General features: G+C 46.9%; 18 protein-coding genes. 8 read left to right on the forward strand and 10 right to left on the reverse strand.

The genetic code is table 11. The features are described from left to right. Window positions 1-315 precede the first annotated feature (315 nt). The 5 genes from CLV42_RS20635 to metX all read right to left on the reverse strand — a co-directional run bounded on the left by CLV42_RS20635 (window position 316) and on the right by metX (window position 7,882). The gene (locus CLV42_RS20635) at window positions 316-3,438 is read right to left on the reverse strand and encodes an efflux RND transporter permease subunit (protein WP_106603841.1); all 3,123 of its coding nucleotides are present in this window, start codon (window positions 3,436-3,438) and stop codon (window positions 316-318) included. 14 nt (window positions 3,439-3,452) lie between these two features. Beyond that, entirely contained in the window at window positions 3,453-4,532 is a 1,080-nt protein-coding gene (locus CLV42_RS20640) for an efflux RND transporter periplasmic adaptor subunit (protein WP_106603842.1), read from the reverse strand. A gap of 18 nt (window positions 4,533-4,550) precedes the next feature. Beyond that, window positions 4,551-5,852, reverse strand: a complete 1,302-nt coding sequence (locus CLV42_RS20645; protein WP_106603843.1) for a TolC family protein — start codon at window positions 5,850-5,852, stop codon at window positions 4,551-4,553. Window positions 5,853-5,995: 143 nt separating this feature from the next. Continuing rightward, entirely contained in the window at window positions 5,996-6,364 is a 369-nt protein-coding gene (locus tag CLV42_RS20650; protein WP_146154443.1) for a hypothetical protein, read from the reverse strand. 501 nt (window positions 6,365-6,865) lie between these two features. Further along, window positions 6,866-7,882: a homoserine O-acetyltransferase MetX gene (metX, locus tag CLV42_RS20655; protein WP_106603845.1), complete on the reverse strand. Its 1,017-nt coding sequence runs from the start codon at window positions 7,880-7,882 to the stop codon at window positions 6,866-6,868. A gap of 123 nt (window positions 7,883-8,005) precedes the next feature. On the opposite strand from metX, the gene CLV42_RS20660 reads away from it, so the two are divergent. The 4 genes from CLV42_RS20660 to CLV42_RS20675 all read left to right on the forward strand — a co-directional run bounded on the left by CLV42_RS20660 (window position 8,006) and on the right by CLV42_RS20675 (window position 12,739). Further along, entirely contained in the window at window positions 8,006-8,425 is a 420-nt protein-coding gene (locus tag CLV42_RS20660) for an OsmC family protein (protein WP_106603846.1), read from the forward strand. A gap of 82 nt (window positions 8,426-8,507) precedes the next feature. After that, entirely contained in the window at window positions 8,508-9,689 is a 1,182-nt protein-coding gene (locus CLV42_RS20665) for a trans-sulfuration enzyme family protein (protein ID WP_106603847.1), read from the forward strand. Between the two features lie 141 nt (window positions 9,690-9,830). Further along, window positions 9,831-10,187: a hypothetical protein gene (locus tag CLV42_RS20670; protein WP_106603848.1), complete on the forward strand. Its 357-nt coding sequence runs from the start codon at window positions 9,831-9,833 to the stop codon at window positions 10,185-10,187. Beyond that, on the forward strand, window positions 10,184-12,739 hold the full coding sequence (locus CLV42_RS20675; protein ID WP_106603849.1) for a DUF5686 and carboxypeptidase regulatory-like domain-containing protein: 2,556 nt from the start codon (window positions 10,184-10,186) through the stop codon (window positions 12,737-12,739). The genes CLV42_RS20670 and CLV42_RS20675 overlap by 4 nt, the downstream gene beginning before the upstream one ends. A gap of 35 nt (window positions 12,740-12,774) precedes the next feature. On the opposite strand, the gene CLV42_RS34455 is transcribed toward CLV42_RS20675, so the two are convergent. Then, window positions 12,775-12,900: a hypothetical protein gene (locus CLV42_RS34455; RefSeq protein WP_262510007.1), complete on the reverse strand. Its 126-nt coding sequence runs from the start codon at window positions 12,898-12,900 to the stop codon at window positions 12,775-12,777. A 247-nt stretch (window positions 12,901-13,147) separates the two neighbouring features. Between CLV42_RS34455 and CLV42_RS20680 the strand changes: the two genes are divergently transcribed. After that, window positions 13,148-13,360, forward strand: coding sequence for a hypothetical protein (locus CLV42_RS20680; protein ID WP_146154444.1), 213 nt, complete (start codon window positions 13,148-13,150; stop codon window positions 13,358-13,360). A gap of 156 nt (window positions 13,361-13,516) precedes the next feature. Continuing rightward, complete coding sequence (gene trhO, locus CLV42_RS20685; protein WP_106603851.1) at window positions 13,517-14,551, forward strand: oxygen-dependent tRNA uridine(34) hydroxylase TrhO; 1,035 nt, start codon at window positions 13,517-13,519, stop codon at window positions 14,549-14,551. A gap of 266 nt (window positions 14,552-14,817) precedes the next feature. Here the strand turns inward: trhO and CLV42_RS20690 are convergent, their stop codons facing one another. The 4 genes from CLV42_RS20690 to CLV42_RS20705 form a co-directional block, all read right to left on the reverse strand. Continuing rightward, on the reverse strand, window positions 14,818-15,483 hold the full coding sequence (locus tag CLV42_RS20690) for an efflux RND transporter periplasmic adaptor subunit (RefSeq protein ID WP_106603852.1): 666 nt from the start codon (window positions 15,481-15,483) through the stop codon (window positions 14,818-14,820). A 97-nt stretch (window positions 15,484-15,580) separates the two neighbouring features. Beyond that, window positions 15,581-16,984, reverse strand: coding sequence for a sensor histidine kinase (locus CLV42_RS20695; protein ID WP_106603853.1), 1,404 nt, complete (start codon window positions 16,982-16,984; stop codon window positions 15,581-15,583). Continuing rightward, on the reverse strand, window positions 16,981-17,667 hold the full coding sequence (locus CLV42_RS20700) for a response regulator transcription factor (protein WP_106603854.1): 687 nt from the start codon (window positions 17,665-17,667) through the stop codon (window positions 16,981-16,983). The genes CLV42_RS20695 and CLV42_RS20700 overlap by 4 nt, the downstream gene beginning before the upstream one ends. An 81-nt stretch (window positions 17,668-17,748) precedes the next feature. Beyond that, on the reverse strand, window positions 17,749-19,767 hold the full coding sequence (locus CLV42_RS20705) for an ABC-F family ATP-binding cassette domain-containing protein (protein WP_106603855.1): 2,019 nt from the start codon (window positions 19,765-19,767) through the stop codon (window positions 17,749-17,751). A gap of 113 nt (window positions 19,768-19,880) precedes the next feature. Here CLV42_RS20705 and CLV42_RS20710 point away from each other — a divergent pair, with 113 nt between their 5' ends. Beyond that, on the forward strand, window positions 19,881-20,444 hold the full coding sequence (locus tag CLV42_RS20710; RefSeq protein WP_106603856.1) for a DUF3347 domain-containing protein: 564 nt from the start codon (window positions 19,881-19,883) through the stop codon (window positions 20,442-20,444). A gap of 155 nt (window positions 20,445-20,599) precedes the next feature. Then, complete coding sequence (gene thrS / locus CLV42_RS20715) at window positions 20,600-22,540, forward strand: threonine--tRNA ligase (RefSeq protein ID WP_106603857.1); 1,941 nt, start codon at window positions 20,600-20,602, stop codon at window positions 22,538-22,540. Window positions 22,541-22,705 lie beyond the last annotated feature (165 nt).

Raw genomic sequence — 22,705 nt, forward strand, 5'->3', positions numbered from 1 at the left:
ATTGTATATTACTACTGCATTCTAAAAAATAAATGCTGCTGATTGACAACCTGTTGGTTATTCAGTACTCATTCTCTTTATGTAAATTTACCATGTATGGCCTGAAATAGCCTATTGTATTTCTGCTGCTTTGGATGGGCTATTATCTGGTGAACCTGGGGGTTTCTTATAACAAGAAATATAACGTTCCTGATATAGATGAAGAGAGGCCACGAAGGCACTCTTCTTAGTATTTATCAGTAGCCTCCTTTACATAAAGAAGAAGTCTGCCAACCGGCAGACTTCTTCAATTACATAAGCACAGAATCAAATCACTCAATCCATTTTCTGTCCAACCTTCCTGTAACCCAGGTAGAAGAACAATGGAAACACCAGCAGCGTGAGCACGGTGGCAGTGATCAAGCCACCAATTACTACTATCGCCAAGGGTTTGGAAGTCTCAGAACCAATACCTTTGGATAACGCTGCTGGCAATAAGCCAATAGCCGCCATCAACGCTGTCATGACCACCGGGCGTATTCTCGTACGTACCCCGTCCCGTATTGCTATTTCAAGAGTGTGATGATTAAATTCATGCCGCTTCACCGACTGCATGTTGTTCTTAAATACCGATATCAGTATTACTCCGTTTTGTATACAGATACCGAACAATGCAATGAATCCGATACCGGCCGAGATACTGAAGTTCGTCCCTGAAATCAGTAAGGCCGCAATCCCCCCAATGATGGCAAATGGTACGTTCAGCAACACCATGCCCGCATCTTTCACATTGCCAAACATCACAAACAGGATCAGGAAAATGATCAGAAGGCTGATAGGCACCACCTGTGTCAGACGCTTCGTAGCACGCTGCTGGTTTTCAAAGTCGCCAGCCCACTGCATTTCATACCCCTTATCCAGTTTTACCTGTTTATCCACTTTGCCCTGGGCTTCTGCAATAACGCTACCCATGTCACGTCCCCTTATGGAAAATTTAACGGCGGTATATCTTCTGTTGTCGTCCCTGAAAATGATACTCGGCCCTGTCAGTGTACGTATTGTGGCAATGTTCTTAATAGGTACCCGCGCTCCGCGTAGGGTAGGGACCATTAAATTACTGATTGCTTCTGCATTGTTGCGGTATTGCTCTTCATAACGTAAACGCAATTGGAATTTGCGCTCTCCTTCATAGATCTGCGTGATAGCCTTACCGCCAATCGCCATTTCAATGATAGCGTTCGCGTCCGCTGTAGTAACGCCATAAAGGGCCATTTTATTTTCATCGAGGTCAATTCTCATTTCCGGTTGACCGATATTCCTGATCACACCCAGATCTTCCACCCCTTTTATGTCCTTCATAATGTCGTATACCTGGTTCGCCTTGGCCTCAGTATAGGTGAGACTATCCCCGTATATCTTCACACAAAGGGAGCCTTTAACCCCCGATACTGCTTCCTCCACGTTATCCATAATAGGCTGGGAGAAGTTCAGGTTCACGCCCGGATATACTTCCAGCTGCTTCTGCATCTTATCGATCAGCTGTTCTTTTGACAGTCCGCTCTTCCATTCTTTCTTAGGATAGATATCTACGTGAAATTCAATGTTATAAAAGCCTGTAGCATCTGTACCATCATTCGGACGGCCCGTTTGCGACATCACCTGTTTCACCTCAGGGAACGCCAGGATGATGCGGCGCATCTTGTTAGCCAATACTTTAGACTCATCAAGCGATACACTCAGCGGACAGGTAGCACGGATGTAGATGGCTCCTTCATCCAGTTCCGGCAGGAATTCACTACCCAGAAACTTGAACATGAAAAGCCCAACAGCCACCAGCGCCGTTGCTATAATGAGCGTAATACGCTTATGACGATAGGTCCGTGAAAAGACCTTCATGATGCCATTCGTAATGCCTTCTACAAAGATATTATGTTTTTCCCGTACATTTTTACGTAATAGGATACTACTTAACAATGGTATCAGTGTTAAGGTCAGCAGTAATGCGCCCAGTAATGCAAAACCCAGCGTCCAGGCCAGCGGAGAGAACATTTTACCTTCCACTTTCTCAAAAGAGAAGATCGGCAGCAAACCGGCAATGATGATCATCTTGGAGAAGAAAATAGCCTTACCCAATTCTCCACCGGTATTCTTGATCATCCCCAGTTTGGATAACTTATTGAAGCGCTCCATGCCCAGCTGGTGCTGTTTATGGTCCAGCAACACGAAGATCCCTTCCACCATCACGACGGCACCGTCAATGATGATACCGAAGTCTATCGCCCCCATCGATAACAGGTTGGCCGACATGCCTTTGAGTGTCAGACAGATAAAGGCAAATAACAGTGCGAGAGGGATTACAATAGCCACAATAACAGTGGTACGCCAGTCGGCCATGAACAGGAATACGATCACCGTTACAAAGATGATCCCCTCCAGCATATTGTGCAATACTGTGTGCGTAGCAAACTCGATCAGGTTGTCGCGATTGTAGAACGTATTGATTTTCACATCTGAAGGCAATACTTTTTCATTCAGATAGGTAATCCTGTCCTGTACCCGCTTGATCACCTCACTGGGGTTCTCTCCCTTGCGCATCACAATGATACCTTCCACCACATCGTTCTGTTTATCACGACCTACCTGTCCGAGACGGGGTAGGGCGGATACCGATACCTGCGCAATATCTTTCACCAGTATCGGCGTATTGTTGATATTATCAACAATGATATTACCTATTTCTTCCTCATTGTTCAGCAAACCGATACCACGTACCACATAAGCCTGCGAATTGTCTACGATCACATCGCCACCTACATTGATATTACTTTTGGAGATAGCACTGTAAACGTCCAGCGGCGTAATATCATAAGAAGCAAGCTTCTGTGGATTGACAGTGATCTCGTACGTCTTCACTTCACCACCAAAACTCACTACATCACCAACGCCGGGCACATTCAGCAAACGGCGTTCTATTACCCAGTCCTGTAATGTTTTGAGATCCTTTACTGTTTTAGTTTTGCTTTCCAGCGTATAACGGAATATCTCGCCGGTAGGTCCTGTAGGCGGTTGTACATCTGGTTCTGCTCCATCCGGTATTACCACATCACGCAGCATGTTGTTGACCTGCTGACGCGCAAAAGCATCATCTACATTATCGTCAAAGATCACTTTCACTACCGACAATCCAAACACCGTAGTAGAACGTACAGAGGTCTTTTTCTGTACAGGGTTCATGGCCACCTCAATGGGGACGGTCACAAACTTCTCTACTTCCTCCGCACTTCTGCCGGACCATTGTGTGATGATGGTGATCTGTGTATTCGTTACATCCGGAAAAGCTTCAATAGGTATATTTCTGAATGAAATGATGCCCCATATGATAAGGACAACGGTGGAAAAACCTATGAAGAGCCTGTTCTTGAGGGAAAAGGCAATGACTTTTTTTATTATTTTCTGCATGAGATCCTGCTTGGCTAGTTAAGGTTAAGGGCATCATAGATAAAGACCTGTGAACTGGTCACAACCTGTTCACCTTCCTGCAGACCGGAGATAAATGCCCGGTCTTCGATCCTGCGTATCAGGTTGATCTCCCGTATTTCCAGGCCCGTTGCTTTCTTTACGATCACATACTGTTTGCTGTTATCCATCACCATTGCTTTGGCAGGAATGCTGAGGATAGCACCGGTAGGCTTCGCACTCACTCTCACCGTTGCAAACATTTCAGGCTTCAGTTCCCCATTGGTATTCTGCATGCTGATACGTACCTGCATGGTGCGGTTGGCAGGATCCAGTACATTGTACACCTTATCTATTTTGCCTGTATATTCCTTGTCAGGACTGGCCAGGGTTTTCACTGTTACCAGATCACCCAGACGGATATTCGCAATGTCTGATTCATATACATTGGCAATGATCCATACAGTAGAAAGATCAGCAATGGTGAACAGGGTATTGTTGTTATCCTGGCGTACCTCAGAATTGTTGGAGATGTTCTTTTCTATAACATAACCGCTGATCGGTGCTTTGAGCGTATAGGCAGCACTGCTGGCGCCTGTGATATTCGCTACCTGACGGGCCCTGTTCAGCTCTGATTGTGCTTTCTTATATTCTATCTGCGCAGACAGGTAATCCTGTTGTGTAGCCAGGTTGCCTTCGAAGAGAGATTTCTGTGTCTCCATATTCTTCTTCGCCATTTCAACGCTGGATTCTGCAATAGATACATCGTTGGAGATACCGGCTACTTCAGAGCTCTGCATGATGGCCAGCACCTGCCCCTGTTTTACGTAGTCGCCCATTTCCACCTGCACATTTTTTACCTTACCGCTTACCAGGGCATATACCTTGGACTCCTTACTTTCATCGGGCTGGATCTTACCATTCAGTTTAATATTTTCTGATGGTTCTTCCATCTTAGCCGTTGCAGTTTCCACGTGTTTAAACAGGCTGTCGGAGATGGCAGGATCGTCTTTTTTCACTTCCGTTTCATGTGAGCCGCAGGCAGACAGCATGCATACAAAGGCAACAGGAAGGAGATATATAATAAAAGGTTTCATGACTATTTTCTGTTATTGTTATTTATTGAACAAAGTTTTACCGATCGCGAAGTTGAGTGTCTCTATCGCCTGCATTCTATCATTCTGCAACTGATTCAGCTGAAGGATGTTTTCTTTATAGGAATCATAGAAGTCTGTCAATTCCAGCAGGCTGATATTCTTCTTCATAAAATTGTCTGTAATGCTTTGCAGCAGTTGCTCGAACTGTCCGCGGAAAGCAGGGTCCACAGACTCCAGCATCTTGTCGGTATTAATGGCTTTTACATAGGCCGTCTGTACTTCGTTCTCTACAGCCTGTGTCTGTTGCTGTACCAGCACTTTCGTCTGGTCAATACTGAATTTGGCGGCCTTGATATTCCCCTGGTTACGGTTAAAGAAGGGGAGGTCTATACCCAGATTCAGGAAGGAAGCATTGTTCACAAAACTGCCTCTCTTGTCAAAGCTGGCGCCCAGTGTAAGATCGGGTACTGCCATCGCTTTCTGCAGACTATAATTCTGTTGATTATACAGCAGATTATTTTGTGCCAGTATCAGGTCCTGCCGGTTGGCATAGGCGCTGTCCACAAGGCTTTGTAAGCTGGTCTGCCGTACTTCAGGAATGCCGGTAATAGCACTGTTGTCAGCTACATCAGGTGCAAACCAGGAATGATTATTCTGTAGTAGTAACTGCAGCTCCGCTTCCAGGTCGTTCACCTGGTTCTGCAAGCTGGTACGTTCTGCCCGCAGACTATACAACAAAGAGCGCAGACGTACTGCATCCTTGAGTGTAACAAGCCCTCTCTGTTGCAGGTCTTTGTAAGTGGCGTCCATCTTTTCCAGCGTAGCGATCTGTGTTTCGTATGCTTTCATGGAACTCTGGAGGTAATACGCCTGGTAGAAGTCACTACGCAGGGTGAACCGCAGCGTGCGCAGGAGGTCGAAGAAAGCATTCTCCGCCATATCTGCACTGGTACGTGCCAGTTTTACCTGTTTATTTCTTTTCCCTGCCAGCGAGATCATTTGCTGTATGCCGATCTCGTACTGACCGGTCTGATTGCTGATATCAAAGAATTTCTTTTGGTCAGGATTGTACAGGTTACCACTGAGGGTAAGGTTTGGATTGTTGTATAACCGTGCTTGTATGATCTGTGCCTTTGCGATAGAAACATTATACTTTTCCGCCAGCAGCTGCAGGTTCCTGTCGAGGAACTGCTTTTCTGCATCCTGAAGGTTGATATGTAAGGTATCCTGCGCCTTGAGTGAAGTACCGGCGGCAAGAAGTAACAGACAGCAGGTAAGGATCCGGTAAAGTGATGCTACATTAAAGTCCTTACTAGACATATTAGAATCGTTTATTATGATATTTTGTATAAAACGGTTTATGAAGAGATCAACAATACAGGCACATAAAGGTTTATAGCCAGTCATGGTAGACTGCCATACGTACTCGCATGTAGAGATCTTTTTAAAGTGATATGTGGGTACTAAGCCTTGGGTGGAGGCGTGAGGATATCGTAGGCTACCGTGCTGATTTTCTGTACCAGCGCCCGGGGGTAAGCTATTGCCAGATCATTGACGGAGGGTTCATCCCTGACGAGTCTGATCTCCTGCGCGTTGGGGACATAACTGGTAATACCAGCGCCTGTAAAGTAATGGGCGAGGTCATCGTCTTCGTCCTGACGGGTGATGTCCGTATTACCCAGCATCACCTCGTTAATGAGTTGGAAAAAAGTATTGATGTCGTTGATCTGTCGTCCGCAGGCATCATATACGTCTTTCTCATCCGTCACCGGGATGAACATCGTCGTGTTGATGTGAATAAAGAGTAATATGTATGCAAAAAGCCTGATCATAGTATTTCTGATACAAATATATATTTGAGTATGTAGATAATGCCCTGCCTTAAGGAAGTTTAAGGCCATTTTAATCGGATTTTAACTGTAGGGCAGAGATGTTGCAGGGGGAAATGGGAGCTTCACAACACCCTGGATTTCTGTTAGTATCAACAGGGTACCAATGGCCTGGACGCTGTTGGTACCGTAGAAACGGTTGGATTTGACCAGCATCAAAGTTGCATATGACCAGGATATTCCTCCGTTCTTCTTCCGTTTTTAACGGAGGAATATCCTAGTCATATGCAAGTCACATGCAAGTCACATGTAAGGATAATCGAAGATTAGTTTCAATCCCGAGATAGCATAACGAATTCAGTCGCTGCGATAGGACTCCTTTAGGAATCCCGTTGTTTGCAGCCTGGGTTTTCAACCCCGGGAATGCGTGATACCCCCGGGTAGGATGAAACCCGGAACGTTGTGACAGCCCCGGTGTGTTTGGAACACGACATGCCGTCAGACCTAACACATCCAATCCCCTAAAATCCTGTTGATCTTTTCAAATTCAATAAGGAACCCGTCATGGCCGTAAGTAGAATCTATCTCATGATAGGTGGCCTGCGGGATGTGTTGTGAGAGAAACAGCTGTTCTTCCGGCGGACAAAGAATATCGCTCGTGATACCCACGATCAGGGCCGGCTGGGAAATGAGGGCAAGCGCTCCTGCCAGGTCGGTATGACGTCCGCGGGATATATTGTGGCTGTCCATCGCCTTGGAGAGTACCCAGTAAGACTGGGCATTGAAGCGTTTCACCAGTTTATCGCCCTGGTATTCGATATAGGAAGAAGCCCTGAAATGATCGGTTTTTTCATTGTCAGGGTCAGACTGTGTACGTACAAAGGTCTGGTAGTTACGGTAGGTCAGCATACCGATGGCGCGGGCTGCTTTTAAGCCTTTAGCTCCTGCAGCATAGTGATCATCCTGCCAGGTGTTATCAGCCTCTATCGCGAGCCGCTGGGCCGTATGAATGGCAATACTCCAGGGGCTCTCTGAAGCGCCGGTGCAAAGCAGGCCAAGACGCTGGATAACGGCTGGCTCCAGTAATGCCCATTCGAGGGCCTGGTAACCGCCCATGGAGCCCCCCAGGAGGAGTTTTACCTGCTGTATGCCCAGGTGTTTACGCAACAATACGTGCGCACTGACCATGTCGCGTATGGTGACCTTCGGGAAGGAATGAAAGTAAGGCTGACCGGTAGCAGGATTATTGGAAAGTGGCCCCGAGGTGCCATAACAGGACCCCAGGATATTGGCGCAGACAATGAAGTCTTTTGCAGGATCAATCGCCTGACCGGGCCCAATCAGTCCCTTCCACCAGTCCATCACATCAGAGTTGGCCGTCAGGGCATGACAGATCCATACCACATTGCTGCCCGCAGGGTTCAGCGTACCATAAGTATGATATGCAACGTGCAATTCCGGCAGGACTGCGCCGGATTCTAAGCTAAATGGCTGTTTATGATGGAAGTTATGTACTGTCAATGCCCCGGAAAAATTTGCGCAAAGCTAAGTTAAAAAATGCTTAATGCATAATGACCTTGAGATAAGGGGGTATTTGGGATTTGCCTTGAGGAAAAGTATCTTTGGTAAATAATTCAGCTAGAAATGAAGATATCACTACAGAGAATAGATGATGCGTTCAACATGGAAGCAGTTGATCAGAACGGACACAAGGTATTAATGGATTCTTCCGTGGAGAACGGGGGAAAGAACAATGGCATAAGACCCATGCAGATGCTGCTGATGGGACTAGGCGGTTGTTCTGCCATTGACGTGGCCATGATCCTGAAGAAACAACGTCAGGAAGTGACCGATTTCCGTATAGAGATAGACGGGGAAAGAGAAAAAGGCAAGGAGCCTTCCATCTGGGAGAAAGTACATGTGATATTTCACCTCAGCGGCGACCTGGACCCTGATAAAGCTGCCCGCGCTGTGGAACTTTCCATGACAAAATACTGTTCCGTAGCAGAAACCCTGCGCAGGGCAGGAGGAGACCTCACCTGGGAAACAAGGGTGAACGGATAATCATAACAATGATAACAGGCGCCTGACAGGTATATGATGACCTGCAGGGCTGATTATTCAACCAATATATCAAGGTAAACCGATGGAGAAAAACCAATACCGGCCGGAGACGAATGCGGTGAGGATACAGACAGAAAAAACCTGGCAGATGGAACACTCTACGCCGCTTTTTCTGACTTCCAGTTTCACATATGACAATGCGGAAGAAATGCGCGCCACCTTCGCGGATGAAACGGATAATAACATTTATACCCGTTTCAGCAACCCGAACGTGGATGAATTTGTACATAAAGTATGCGCGCTGGAAGGTGCTGAAGCTGGATACGCCACTGCCTCTGGTATGAGTGCGGTATTTGCCAGCTTTATGGCGCTGATGAACGCCGGAGATCATCTGGTATCCGCCAGTTCGATCTTTGGGTCTACGCATACCGTGATCACTAAATTCCTCCCTAAATGGGGTATTGAGTATAGCTATTTCGATATCAATAAACCGGAAACCGTAGAAGCACTGATCAGGCCCAATACGAAGATGATCTTCGTGGAAACACCTTCCAACCCTGGTCTGGAAATAGTGGATATGAGCCTGCTGGCGCAGATCGCCAACAAGCATAATATCATCCTCAACGTAGACAACTGCTTTGCCACTCCGGTACTGCAGCGCCCTATCGCTGATGGTGCACATATCGTCACTCACTCTGCCACCAAATGGATGGATGGACAGGGACGTGTATTGGGAGGCGTTGTAGTGGGTAGAAAGGACCTGATCAAGGAGATCTATTCCTTCTGCCGCAGCACTGGCCCTGCCATGTCTCCGTTCAATGCCTGGGTATTGAGCAAAAGCCTGGAAACATTACATATCCGTATGGCGCGTCACTCTGAAAGCGCCCTGACCCTGGCCAAAGCACTGGAAGGCAACCCGAACATCACCTGGGTGAAATACCCGATGCTGGAAAGCCATCCGCAATACGCTATCGCTAAAAAGCAGATGTCCGGCGGCGGCGGTATCGTATGCTTCGAACTGAAAGGTGGTCTGCAGAGCGGTACCCGCTTCCTGGATGCGCTGAAGATGCTGACACTCACGGCTAACCTGGGCGACAGCAGAAGCATTGCTTCCCATCCGGCCAGCACCACCCATGCTAAACTGACTGATGCAGAACGTGCGAAAGTAGGTATCACGCCTGGAATGATCCGCATTTCCGTAGGACTGGAAAATGTACAGGACATCCTGGAAGATATTCTTCAGGCACTGGAGAACAGCAAATAATCTGATTGAAATTATAATCCCGGGAAGCGCCATTGATGCTTCCCGGGATTATAATTTCGGGGATGACTTGCGTTGATAGACCCCCGAACCGATCCGCCTCCGAAATATTATCATCCGCTAATATTTCTTATCTTTCCATATATGAAATCTGTACCTCGCTTCATCCTCATTATTGTACTCAGCTTCCTGGGTGGTTACTTCTTTACATGGTGGACCGTGGCCGTAGCTGCGTTCCTGGTAGCCGTGCTGATACCATTGCCTCCATTGCGTTCTTTCCTGAATGGTTTTATCGCCGTATTCCTGTTATGGCTGGCATTGGCTTTCTTTAAGGATATCCAGAACGACCATATCCTGGCTAACAGGATGAGTGAACTGATTATTAAAGTGAGGAACCCGATCCTGATCGGAGTAGTGAGCGCATTCATTGGCGGCCTGGTAGCTGGTCTCGGAGGACTGACCGGCAGTTATCTGCGCTATAAGAAAAAAGCAGCAGCATGAGGGGAGCCAAAGCCTTATTGGCCTTAATTTTCTTTTTCATTTCTTATCATACACAGGCCGGTATTATACGCGGCAAAGTGACCAATGAAAAAAAGGAAGCCTTACCTTTTGCTTCCGTATTCATTAAGGGAACCACCAATGGCACTACCACCAATTCAGCCGGTCAGTTTCATCTCGATGTACCATCAGGGACGTATATATTGGTCTGCCAGTATATGGGGTATAAAAAGGAAGAAAAGCAGGTAACAGTTACGGAGGCAGAACAGGAGATCAGTTTTATCCTTGCCCCGCTCAGTCTCCAGATCAAAGAGGTGGTAGTAAAATCAGGTGGAGAAGACCCTGCCTACGCTATTATCCGTCAGGCTATTAAGAAACGATCTTTCTACCTGGATCAGGTAAAAGAATATACCTGCAACGACTATATTAAAGGCATCTTTAAGATGCGGGATATGCCCAATAGTTTCCTGGGGCAGAAGATAGACAAGGGTGACGTGGAAGACATGGGACTCGATTCCAATAAGCGCGGCGTTTTATTCCTGTCGGAATCAGTTACCAAAGTAGCAGTTAAAAGACCGGATGATGTGAAGATCGAGGTATTGTCTGCCCGTCAGAGCGGTGGTGGTTTTGGGTTCAGCTTCCCGGCCTTCATCGACTTCTATGAGAATAACGTGACGGCGATGATCTCACAGTTCAATAAACGGGGCTTTATCTCACCCATTGCCGAAAATGCTTTGTTCTACTATAAATACAGACTGGAAGGCGTCTTCCAGGACGACGGTAAAACCGTGAATAAGATCAAAGTGATCCCCCGCCGTAAATATGAACCACTGTTCTCCGGTTATATTTTTATCACAAATGATGACTGGCGTATTCACAGTATAGACATGATGGTGACACAGGAATATCAGCTGGAGATCATGGATACATTGCATATTACCCAGATACACGTACCTGTGAATGCAGACGTATGGCGTACAAAAGACCAGGTCATCAATGTAACGATTAAACAGTTTGGCTTCAATGTAGTGGGCAGCTTCGTGAATGTTTATTCTAATTACAATGTGACGCCCAATTTCCAGAAGAAATATTTCGACCGGACTATCATGCGGTATGATACCGCTTTTGACAGGAAACAGCTGACATATTGGGATAGTGTGCGTCCGGTACCATTGGAACCGGAAGAAGTGTCAGATTTCCACAAAAAGGACAGTATGGCGCGTGCCCGGAAAGACAGTGCGCAATCCATCTGGCGGCTGGATACATTGAAGGCCAGGCAGAAACCCATTAATCCGCTGAAACTCTTCTACAGCATGGGAGGAGTGGAACACAAATACTACTTTAAACGGGATACCGGTATTTACTATCACACCCTGGAAATGAAGTCCTTACTGACACAGGTTGAATATAATACGGTGGAAGGAATATCTGTGAATCTGGAGCCACAGCTGACACTCGACCTGCCCCGAAAGCAGGAACTGAGGATCATTCCCCGCGTGAGATATGGCTTTAGTAATACGCATCTGAATGCGTATACCTACCTCGCATGGGAGAAGGAGGCAAAACTGGCAGGAAGGTATGGACAGAACACCTGGACGATAGGAGGAGGGAAACGTATTTCCCAGTTCAACCGCGACAATCCCATAGCGCCCATCGCCAACATTTTTTATACCCTGCTGTTCAAAGACAACTATATGAAGCTGTATGAGAACTGGTTTGGTGAACTGCGTTTCAGACGCAGGTTTGAAAGCAGTGCTACCATTACGGCAGGTATCTCTTATGAAGACAGGATCCCGGTGGAGAATACTACAGATTATAGTTTTCGGAAAGACAGCGGCAAACATTTCCTGCCCAATCATCCTTATGAACTGGCAGCTATTCCTTTTAACAGGAACCAGGCGCTGGTCCTGAACGTGTCCTTTTCTTTCCAACCGGGGCAACGGTTTATTGAACTGCCGGACCGGAAAGTGGCCATTGGTTCTAAATACCCTGTATTCCGGGTAGGATACAGCAAGGGAATTCCTGACATTGCTGGTAGCGATGCTAATTTCGACAAATGGAACTTTGAAGTGCGGGATAACGTCAACCTGAAACTTTTCGGGGAATTTCAGTATCGTTTTGGGGCGGGCGGATTCCTCAATAGTCAACATGTAGACATACCCGATTTCCAGCATTTTAATGGTAACCAGACCTTTTATAACATCAAATACCTGAACAGCTTTCAGCTGGCGCCTTATTATCGCTACAGCAATACCGCCTCCCTGTATGGAACGGCGAATGTAGAACATCACTTTAATGGATTGCTTACCAACAAGATACCCTTTTTCAATCGTTTGAAATGGAACCTGGTGGCTGGATCAAATGCGTTCTATGTGAACCGGGATAATAATTATGTGGAAGTTTTTGCGGGACTGGAAAATATTCTGAAAGTGATCCGCGTTGATGTAATTGCCGGATATCAGAGTAAAGACGACACCCGGATCGGCGTAAGGGTTGGTTTTGGGGGATTGTTTGGAGGCCTGGTAAGACCACAACAGGATGAGGCGGTGCAATAAAGAAAGGGAAAGCCAATTGACTTTCCCCTGCTTGTCTAAAATCTTTCCTTTCTTGCTTTATAGCCTTCTTTGGGATTACGATCATCGTAGAAGTAAGCCAGTAAACGGTAGATCCATAAGCCTACTATAAAATAAAGGATGTAGAGAAAAACTGTACTCATAATTCACATTTTTGGGTTAATCTGATTTGCTTGTCCGTGTACCTTTATTTCAAAAAGGATGCCAAGGTCTTATCATTATTTTATATACGATAATAATCAAATAGTTATAAAGGATGGGATATGTTCAGGATTGTCTAAACATTTTCTCCCTGTTACACGTTGTAGTAATAGTAAACATATTTTAAGCCAGTTTACACCTGTGTATCGTATAACGTTCATGTGAATCATCTAACTCAACTATCCCCGCATGAAAAGAATTGCTATGATTGCATTTGTTCTTGGTATTTTAATGGCAACCCTGGCCTATGTGGCAGAAATGAATGACTGGAATGGTCTGCCTGAGTACCTTACCGTAGGGTTTGCCGGTTATGTATTGATTATCAGTGCTGCCGCCTATTATCTGACAGCGATCCTGTACGAGTGGTCCCGGGAAACGGAAACCTGGCAGGGAGAACTCTGAGAATTTTATTACCTTTGCGGCGCTGAGCCAGTTTTAGAAGTTTAGACATACTTTTAGACATAATTTTCGTGTCTGTCTGTTGAAACTCAATGCTGGTAAGGCGATCACTGAAATTTTGCTCACAAGGCAAGTGTTCTTAAAATTTCTTTACGCAAAATGGCTTTACACAACAGAGTATCTGCCGCCGAGCTGAAAGTACGGCTGGCTGCTGAGACATTCAGGCGCGTCACTGTCTCCTTCTATCAGTACGCAAAGATCGAAGATCCCAACGCTTTCCGAGATGAACTTTACCAGCGGCTCTATGCCCTGGAAGTATTTGGCCGCATCTATGTGGCTCACGAAGGTATCAACGCACAGATCAGCATTCCCGAACACAATTATGACGCTTTCCGGGACACCCTCTATTCTTATTCATTCCTCAATGGCATCCGGCTGAATATCGCAGTGGATGACGATGGTAAGTCTTTCTGGGTATTGAAGATTAAAGTTCGTGAGAAGATCGTGGCAGATGGTATCGAAGACCCTGCCTTCGACATGGCCGTAAAAGGTAAGTACCTGGATGCCAAAAGTTTCAACGAGCTCACTGACGATCCTGATACCATCGTGGTAGACATGCGCAATCACTATGAGTTTGAAGTCGGACATTTTGAGAACGCGATAGAAGTACCTTCGGATACCTTCCGCGACCAGCTGCCCATGGCTGTTGATATGCTGAAGGACCAGAAAGACAAGAATATCGTGATGTACTGCACGGGTGGTATCCGTTGTGAAAAAGCATCCGCATATATGCTACACAATGGTTTCAGGAATGTATTCCACCTGGAAGGCGGCATCATTGAATATACAAATAAGGCAAAGGCGCAGGGCCTTCCACTGAAATTCAGAGGTAAGAACTTTGTATTTGACGACAGGCTGGGAGAACGTATCACAGATGAAGTGATTGCCCAATGCCACCAGTGTGGTAAGCCCTGTGACACCCACACCAACTGTAAGAACGATGGTTGTCACCTGTTGTTTATCCAGTGCGATGAATGTGCCGCTAAATATGCAGGTACCTGCAGTGACGAGTGTCACACGGTAGTACAGATGTCTCCCGAAGAACAGGAACAGTTGAGAAAAGGTGTAGAAAAGGGGACGATGTTCTTCAATAAATCGAAACAGAGATTAAGGCCCAGATTGGGAGATAGATAACGTAACAAAACAACAAGGGGCCCGCTAGTAGCGGGCCCCTTGTTGTTTTGTCGAATGCGTTTATTATGATTTGCGCAATTTCCCCACGGTTAGAACCCCCGGGCTATAAACAAACATAAAAAAACCGCCCCGCGTTGTTTCTTCTGCGGCGGGGCGGAGTAATTGAGCATGTAGAACAGTTCAAACAAATGATAACACCTGTAAGAGCTGCATTAGCATGTCCATTCTATCAACCTATATGCGAACTAAAACCTTATTGATCAGCGTTAATTATCACTCAGTGCTTCGTATATCTGTTGCTGATGTGCAGATATGACGTTTTCTCCGGCAGTCAATCCCCTGAGGATATAGATAATATCACCGGTGGTGGTATATGTTTCAACCTCTCTTACCTGGATATTATATTTGTCTTTAAACACCAGCACGAAATTCTTGCTGTGATCAGCTATTACTGCTGTTTCCGGAATGGCGATCATATCATCTCCCTGGTTGCAATGCACAATGACGGCTGCTTTCATATCCGGTTTGAGCAATGCCTCGGGGATGGTCAGCAATATATCCAGGCGTCCTGCTGATGAATCTTTTGCCGGATAGATGGTCTCTACTTTTCCATAAAACACTTTCTCGGGAAGGCTTGCTGTGATGATCTCTGCCTCATTACCTTCTTTCACGTTTTTCAGATCGGCCTTTGCTACATCTATCAGTACGTCTGTTTTGCGGGCAGTCCGGTTGTTCCGGAGTATTTTTCCCGGCAGCTGCAGCTCCTTTTGTACGGACTTCAGACTGGCGGTATCTATCCTGATCGTTTTCAGCATGGTATCACTCAGCACAAACGTCTTTTTTTGGACTCCTCCGTCAATCTCCGGATGCTTACATGCTACCAGGCATAGGCTGGTAACAAATAAGACGAGGATGAAGGAGATGCATTTCATGACGTATTTCAGAATTAGTGCAAAGCTCTGCAATCCTACTTAAAGAGGGCTTTAAGGACAATTAAAAAGTGATTAAAATGTAAGGGGAAGCGGGCTGCTATTGATGGCGGTGAGGCAGGGTGACAGTGAAGGTAGTGCCTTGTCCCTGTACAGACGAGACAATGATCTGGCCTCTATGTAGCAGGACGATCCTCTTACAGATGGAAAGCCCTAAGCCATGGCCGCGTACCTGGTGTGAATTGGAGCCCCTGTAAAAGGGTTCGAAGATCTTCTCCAGGTCTTCAGGGGCGATGCCTACGCCATTATCTTTTACCTGTACCTGGATATTCTTGGTAGTAAAGTCAATGATGACGAATGTGGTATTATCAGAGGAGAACTTCAGGGCATTATCCAGCAGGTTCAGGAAGAGTACCTTCAGGAGGCTTTCATTGCCTTCACAGATCAGCTCTGCATCCAGTTCCGGCACTTTGAGAAAGCTGATGTCGATCCGGGGAGATTTCAACGGTTCTGCGCCAGGGCTGGCCGGTGCATGCTTCAGTTTGATCAGGTTGCCCATATCCAGCAGCAGCTCATCTATCCTGACCTCTGTGAAGACAAACTGCTGTTCATCCAGGCCCGATTGCGCCAGCTGTAGCAGTCCGTTGCTGAGGTCTGAGAGGTGCTGTGCATCTTCCAGTACGGAGGTCAGGGTATCCTGGTATACTTCTTTACTTCTTTCTTTGGACAATGCCACCTGTAACTGGCTGATAATGGATGCCAGTGGCGTTCTCAGCTCATGGGAGGCATTGCTCACAAAGCTCTTCTGCAGGTCAAAGGCATTGCTCAGGCGCTTCAGCATGGTATTGAAATTGGCGCCCAGCTGGGATATCTCATCCCTTCCTTTAGCGTCTACAGTCATACCCTGGAGGTTATTGGCATTGATGGTACGCACCTGCCGTACCAGATTGTCAATCGGCTTGACCATTCCTCCTGCGAAGACATAGCCGATCACTACCAGCAGGATGACTGCCACAATGATTTCAATAATGAGGATCTGCCGCAGGTTCTGCAGGTTCTGATGACCATATTTATCAAAGGAAGTGACCAGCACGATCACGGAGACTTTACCTTCAGTATAGTATACGCCTACCAGCTCACCATTATCACGCTCATGACTATACTCGCCATACTTTTTAATATAGTCGAGCAGGTGACGGGAGGTGCGGATAGCGGTATCTTTTACGTTGGAATAAAGCAGGTCGTATGTGGGATCGTAAACGAGAATGGTCTCTTTGTATAGGTCCTGGAAAGTGGTTTTGTCCAGCTTCCGCAGCAGGTCTACCTTTACACGGTCGTCTTCAATGATCACATTGGCAATAGAACGGGCGCGGTACTCCAGGCGTTCAAGGTATTCCGCTTTACGGGACTGTGCAGAGAAATAGTATGCCAGGATGGCGAAAGTATTCAGCAGTACGAATGCTGAAATAGAGTAGGAGAGCGCTATTTTATATTTGATCTTCACTCTTCGGCAAGGTAATAACCCATTCCTGTTTTTGTGTGGAGCAGCTTATTGTCAAAGTCTTTATCGATCTTCTTACGGAGGAAATTCATGTATACCTCTATCACATTGGTACCGGTGTCAAAGTCGATATCCCATACCTTTTCGGCAATGACCAGTTTGGAGATCACTTTGCCTTTGTGCAAGGCGAGGAATTCCAGGAGCTGGTATTCCTTGGCAGTGAGGGCGATCTTTTTACCCGCCCTGGTCACTTCCTTTTTCTCACGGTCTATTTCCAGGTCGCCGATCACGATCTTATACTGGGTATTTTCCTGTACTTCGGAACCTGCTCTTTTCAGGAATACCCTGATACGGGCCATCAGTTCGCGGAAGTCGAAGGGTTTTACCAGGTAATCATCTGCTCCCAGCTCAAAGGCCTGCATTTTATCGTCCATGCCGCCAAGGGCAGTGAGCATGATGATGGGTATGGCGTTATTTTTCCGGCGGATCACTTCACATACTTCGTAGCCGTTGGCATGGGGCAGGTTCAGGTCCAGGATCACCAGGTCATAATTATTGCTGGCGCCCAGGCTTTTACCCATTCTGCCATCATAGGCAACATCGACTTCAAAGCCATTTTCTTCTAATCCCTTTTTGACGGCATTAGCTACTTTGATTTCGTCTTCTACTACGAGTATGCGTTGCATATGTTATCCCAGTTAGTTCGCTTGTTGAAGGTACGAGTTATGCTGATATATTAAGTTGTTCTATTTCGGGCGGTTGTTGTATCAACCCTCCAGTTCCATCAGCTTTTCGAAAGCCTTCTCATACTCCTCGTTCACCTGTTTCAGTTCCTTACCCAGTTGCGCGTATTCAGTTTCGAGCTGCTGGAAGCGCTTCTTATCTGAATAGGTCTGAGGGTCGTTCATGGAAGTTTCCAGGGCAGTCTTCTTTTCATTAAGACGCGCTAGTTGCTCTTCCAGTTGCTGGAACTGACGTTTATGCTTCTGCAGCTCTTTCTGTTTGTCCTTGTCTATCGGACCGTTTTTCTGCTGATTGTTGCTGTTATTGTTATTATTACCGCCGTTTTTATTATTGCCGTTATTGCTGTTGGCGTTGTTGTTATTCGTTGGCCGCTCTGTCTTTAACTCTTTTTTTTTTGAGTCGTTGGTGTTTTTGTCGGAGGCAGCGAGGAGTTTAGCATTTTCAGCCTGGCGCTTTTTGTACTCTTCCCATTCTGCATAGGTGCCCTTGAATTCCTTGATCTCACCGTCTACGATCTCCCAGATCTTGTTGGCTGTCTGGCTCACGAAGTAACGGTCGTGGGATACCAGTACATAGGTACCGTCATATTGTGACAATGCATCGATCAGCATCTGCACGGAGTTCATGTCCAGGTGGTTCGTCGGCTCATCCAGCAGCAGGAAGTTGGCCTGGCTGATGATGGTTTTGGCCAGCGCCACACGGGCTTTCTCTCCTCCGGAGAGGATCTTGATCCTTTTGTAAACGTCATCGCCTGTAAAGAGGAAACAACCCAGCAGGGAGCGGAGTTCCACCTCTGATCGACCACTACCGAAGTTCTTCAGTTCATCCAGGATCTCGCTGTTGAGGTCCAGGCTTTCCAGCTGGTGCTGGGCATAGAAACTAGGCACCACGTTATGTCCGCCGATACGCTCGCCTTCCATTGGTTCTGTGCCTGCTATTACGCGGAGCAGGGTGGATTTACCCTTACCGTTGGCCCCGATCAGGGCTATCTTGTCGCCACGGTTGATCTCAGCACTGGCATTTTCCAGGATAGTGAGGTTACCGAAACGTTTGGTCACATTATTCAGCGTGGTAATGATCTTACCAGGTATTTTATCAGGGGTAAAGTTGATACGGATCTTGGAAGGGCCGTTATCTACCTGTTCTACTCTTTCCAGTTTGTCCAGGCGTTTCGCAATACTCTGTGCCTGGGCCGCTTTGGAAGCCTTTGCCTTAAAACGCTCGATAAAGCGTTCCTGCTGACGGATGTAGTCCTGTTGATTTTCGTAAGCACTCTGCTGCATTTCCCGGCGCAGTTCCTTTTCCACTTCGTAGTCTTCGTAATTACCAGCGTAGTGGTGTAACTGCTGCTGATAGAGTTCTACAATTTTATTAACCATCCTGTCCAGGAAATAACGGTCATGCGATACGATGATCACAGCGCCATTGTAGCTCTGAAGATATTTCTCCAGCCATTCGATGGAAGGGAGGTCAAGGTGGTTCGTCGGTTCATCGAGCATCAGTACATCCGGCTGCTGCAGGATCAGTTTAGCCAGGAGCACACGCATACGCCAGCCTCCGGAGAATTGGCTGTAGGGACGTTCGAGGTCGGCGGTGGAGAAGCCAAGGCCTTCCAGTACCTGGGCGGTTTTATGCCGCATATTGTAACCGTCAAGTACTTCAAACTCATGAAGTTTGTCAGCATATTCCATCAATAAGGCTTCTGCCTCATTGGTTTCCAGTTCTTTAGTGATGCGTTCCAGGTCTTTTTCGAGGCGTAGGGCCTGCTCAAAGGCAGTCATGCCCACATTCAGGATAGATTCGTCAGATTCGAAGCTGAGCAGGTCCTGGTTGAAGAAGCCGAGAGAGAGGTTTTTGATCTTGTTAACACTTCCTTTAGAGACAGTGTACTCACCGTTGATCACACGTAAAATGGTAGATTTACCGGTACCATTCATCCCGATAAGACCTACACGGTCGCCCGGTACAATATGCCAAGAAGCGTTTTCCACGATGGCCCTTGCGCCAAACTCAAAAGTGATATCCTGTAGTGCGATTAGCATTGCTAAATAAAATTGAAGGTGCAAAGGTAGTGCTTTTCGGGGAGAGTCCATAGCCTGGTGAGCAGTTCTATCGACTGTTTCGATTATCTTTGAACGCAAAAGCAAAATAAAACATGAGGTCAGCTATAATTCTGGTTATCACCGCATTCTTTGCCTGTAATGAAGCCGCAAAACAACCCGCTGCCACCCAGGCGGACAATGCTCCGCTGAAGGCGCCCTATGCCACTGAGTTCTATGATTCCCTGCAGATAACCATGGATGCGTATTATGATCTGACCGATGGCCTGTCACAGGGTAATATCACCTACACCGACAAATGGGCCGCTATCCTGAAGCAGCATATAGACAGCCTTCCTCTGGGCCTGCTCCAGATGGATGCTGCAAAACTGGGTGTCCTGCATACTGCCACCGGCAGTATCAGTGCTGAGCTGACCGGCATGCTGGGGGAAAAGGAACTGGAAGAGAAAAGAGCCGGTTTCGAGTCGGTGTCCGATATGTTGTACGACATTATCCAGAACACGGGACTAAAAGGAAAGACCGTCTACCGGCAGTATTGCCCAATGGCATTTAATGACCGGGGAGGGTACTGGCTGGCGAAGAGCAGTAAGAAGCAAAATCCCTATTTTGGTAACGGAATGCTGGGCTGCGTCGAGGTTACAGACAGTTTACGGTATTAAGAAAGCCACCTGAGGTAAGAATGCAGTGAGGGCCATTACATTTGATATACAAAAATGCCGTCATTTTTCTTAACTTCGCAAGCCGATTTTACAGGCTATTTAAAATCAATATAAAAGCAACGCAGCAATAGCTGTAGGTTAACAGCTCAAATCGTATGATCAACATTACATTACCGGATGGCGCAGTTCGTCAGTATGAAGCAGGAGTAACTGCAATGGATGTTGCCAAATCCATCAGCGAGGGATTGGCACGAAAAGTTTTGGCCGCAAAATTTAATGGTCAGGTGACGGATGCGTCCCGGCCAATTACAACGGATGGCACGCTGCAGTTACTGACGTGGACAGATACGGATGGTAAGGCTACCATGTGGCACTCTTCCGCCCACCTCATGGCGGAAGCGCTGGAAGCCCTGTATCCGGGGGTGAAATTTGGTATCGGACCCGCTATCGAAAACGGGTTCTATTACGATATTGACCTGGGAGGACGCAGCATTTCCGACGAAGATCTGCAAAAGATCAGCGACAAGATGGCTGAACTGGCAAAACAGAACAGCACTTACGAACGCCGTGAAGTAAGCAAGGCCGACGCAGAAAAATATTTCACCGAAAAGAACGATGAGTATAAGCTGGAACTGATCAGGGACCTGCAAGACGGTACCATCTCCTTCTATACACAGGGTAACTTTACAGACCTTTGCCGCGGACCTCACATTCCGAGCACCGGTTTTATCAAGGCGATCAAGCTGACCAACATTGCAGGCGCCTACTGGCGTGGTAATGAAAAGAACAAAATGCTGACCCGCATTTATGGTATCACTTTCCCTACGCAGAAAGAGCTGGACGAATACCTGCACCTGTTGGAGGAAGCCAAAAAACGTGACCACCGTAAGCTGGGTAAAGAACTGGAACTGTTCACCTTCTCAGAAAAGGTAGGCCTGGGTCTGCCTTTGTGGCTGCCCAAAGGCGCCATGCTGCGCGAACGCCTTCAGAACTTCCTGCAGAAAGCACAGATCGAAAGTGGTTATATGCCGGTAGTAACACCGCATATCGGTAACAAAAACCTGTATGTAACCTCAGGTCACTACGAGAAATATGGAAAAGACAGCTTCCAGCCTATCCATACGCCGGAAGAAGGTGAGGAATTCATGCTGAAACCCATGAACTGCCCGCACCACTGTGAGATCTATAAGGCCAGCCCGAAAAGCTATAAAGACCTGCCGGTGCGCTTTGCGGAATTCGGTACCGTGTACCGCTACGAGCAGCATGGTGAACTGCATGGTCTGACCCGTGTACGTGGCTTTACTCAGGATGATGCGCACCTTTTCTGCCGTCCTGACCAGGTAAAGGCTGAATTCATCAAGGTGATCGACCTGGTACTGTACGTGTTCAACAGCCTGAACTTTACTGATTATACTGCCCAGATCTCCCTGCGCGATCAGGAAGACAGGTCAAAATATATCGGGTCGGAAGAAAACTGGAACCTGGCAGAGCAAGCTATTATCGAATCAGCCGCTGAAAAAGGCCTGAAAACGGTAGTAGAATATGGCGAAGCAGCGTTCTATGGTCCGAAGCTGGACTTCATGGTAAAAGACGCCCTCGGCCGTAAATGGCAGCTCGGTACCATCCAGGTGGACTACAACCTCCCTGAGCGTTTTGAACTGGAGTATGTAGGAGCGGATAACCAGAAGCATCGCCCGGTAATGATCCACCGTGCGCCATTTGGCTCACTGGAGCGTTTCATCGCCGTACTGATAGAGCATTGCGCCGGTAAATTCCCGCTGTGGCTCACACCTACACAGGTGAAGATCCTGCCTATCAGCGACAAGAACCAGGCTTATGCAGAAAAAGTAGCAGAATTGCTAAAAAATGCGGAAATTCGCGCAGAAATAGACGACCGCAACGAGAAGATAGGGAAAAAGATCAGGGAAACTGAACTTGCAAAAATTCCTTATATGCTCGTGTTGGGTGAGAAGGAAACTGCTGAAGGCAAAGTTGCGGTACGCAGACAAGCTAAAGGCGACCTCGGTGCAATGGACCTGGAACAGTTCATGGCACTGGTAAAAGAGGAAGTAGTCAGCAGGAAACCATTCGAATAAGTCATTTCTCTACAAAAGGTCATAAAATATATTTTTAACTAATTGAACTTTTGTATTTTCGGGTACGTTAATTGCTTTTATAGTCCATAGACAACAGATGCTTGTCTGCAGATCCAATCCTCCCGACGGAAGGTAAATCATTAAGACATTGTTCATGGACTATGG

The sequence above is a fragment of the Chitinophaga ginsengisoli genome (genome assembly GCF_003014595.1).
GTDB classification, from domain to species: Bacteria; Bacteroidota; Bacteroidia; order Chitinophagales; family Chitinophagaceae; genus Chitinophaga; species Chitinophaga ginsengisoli.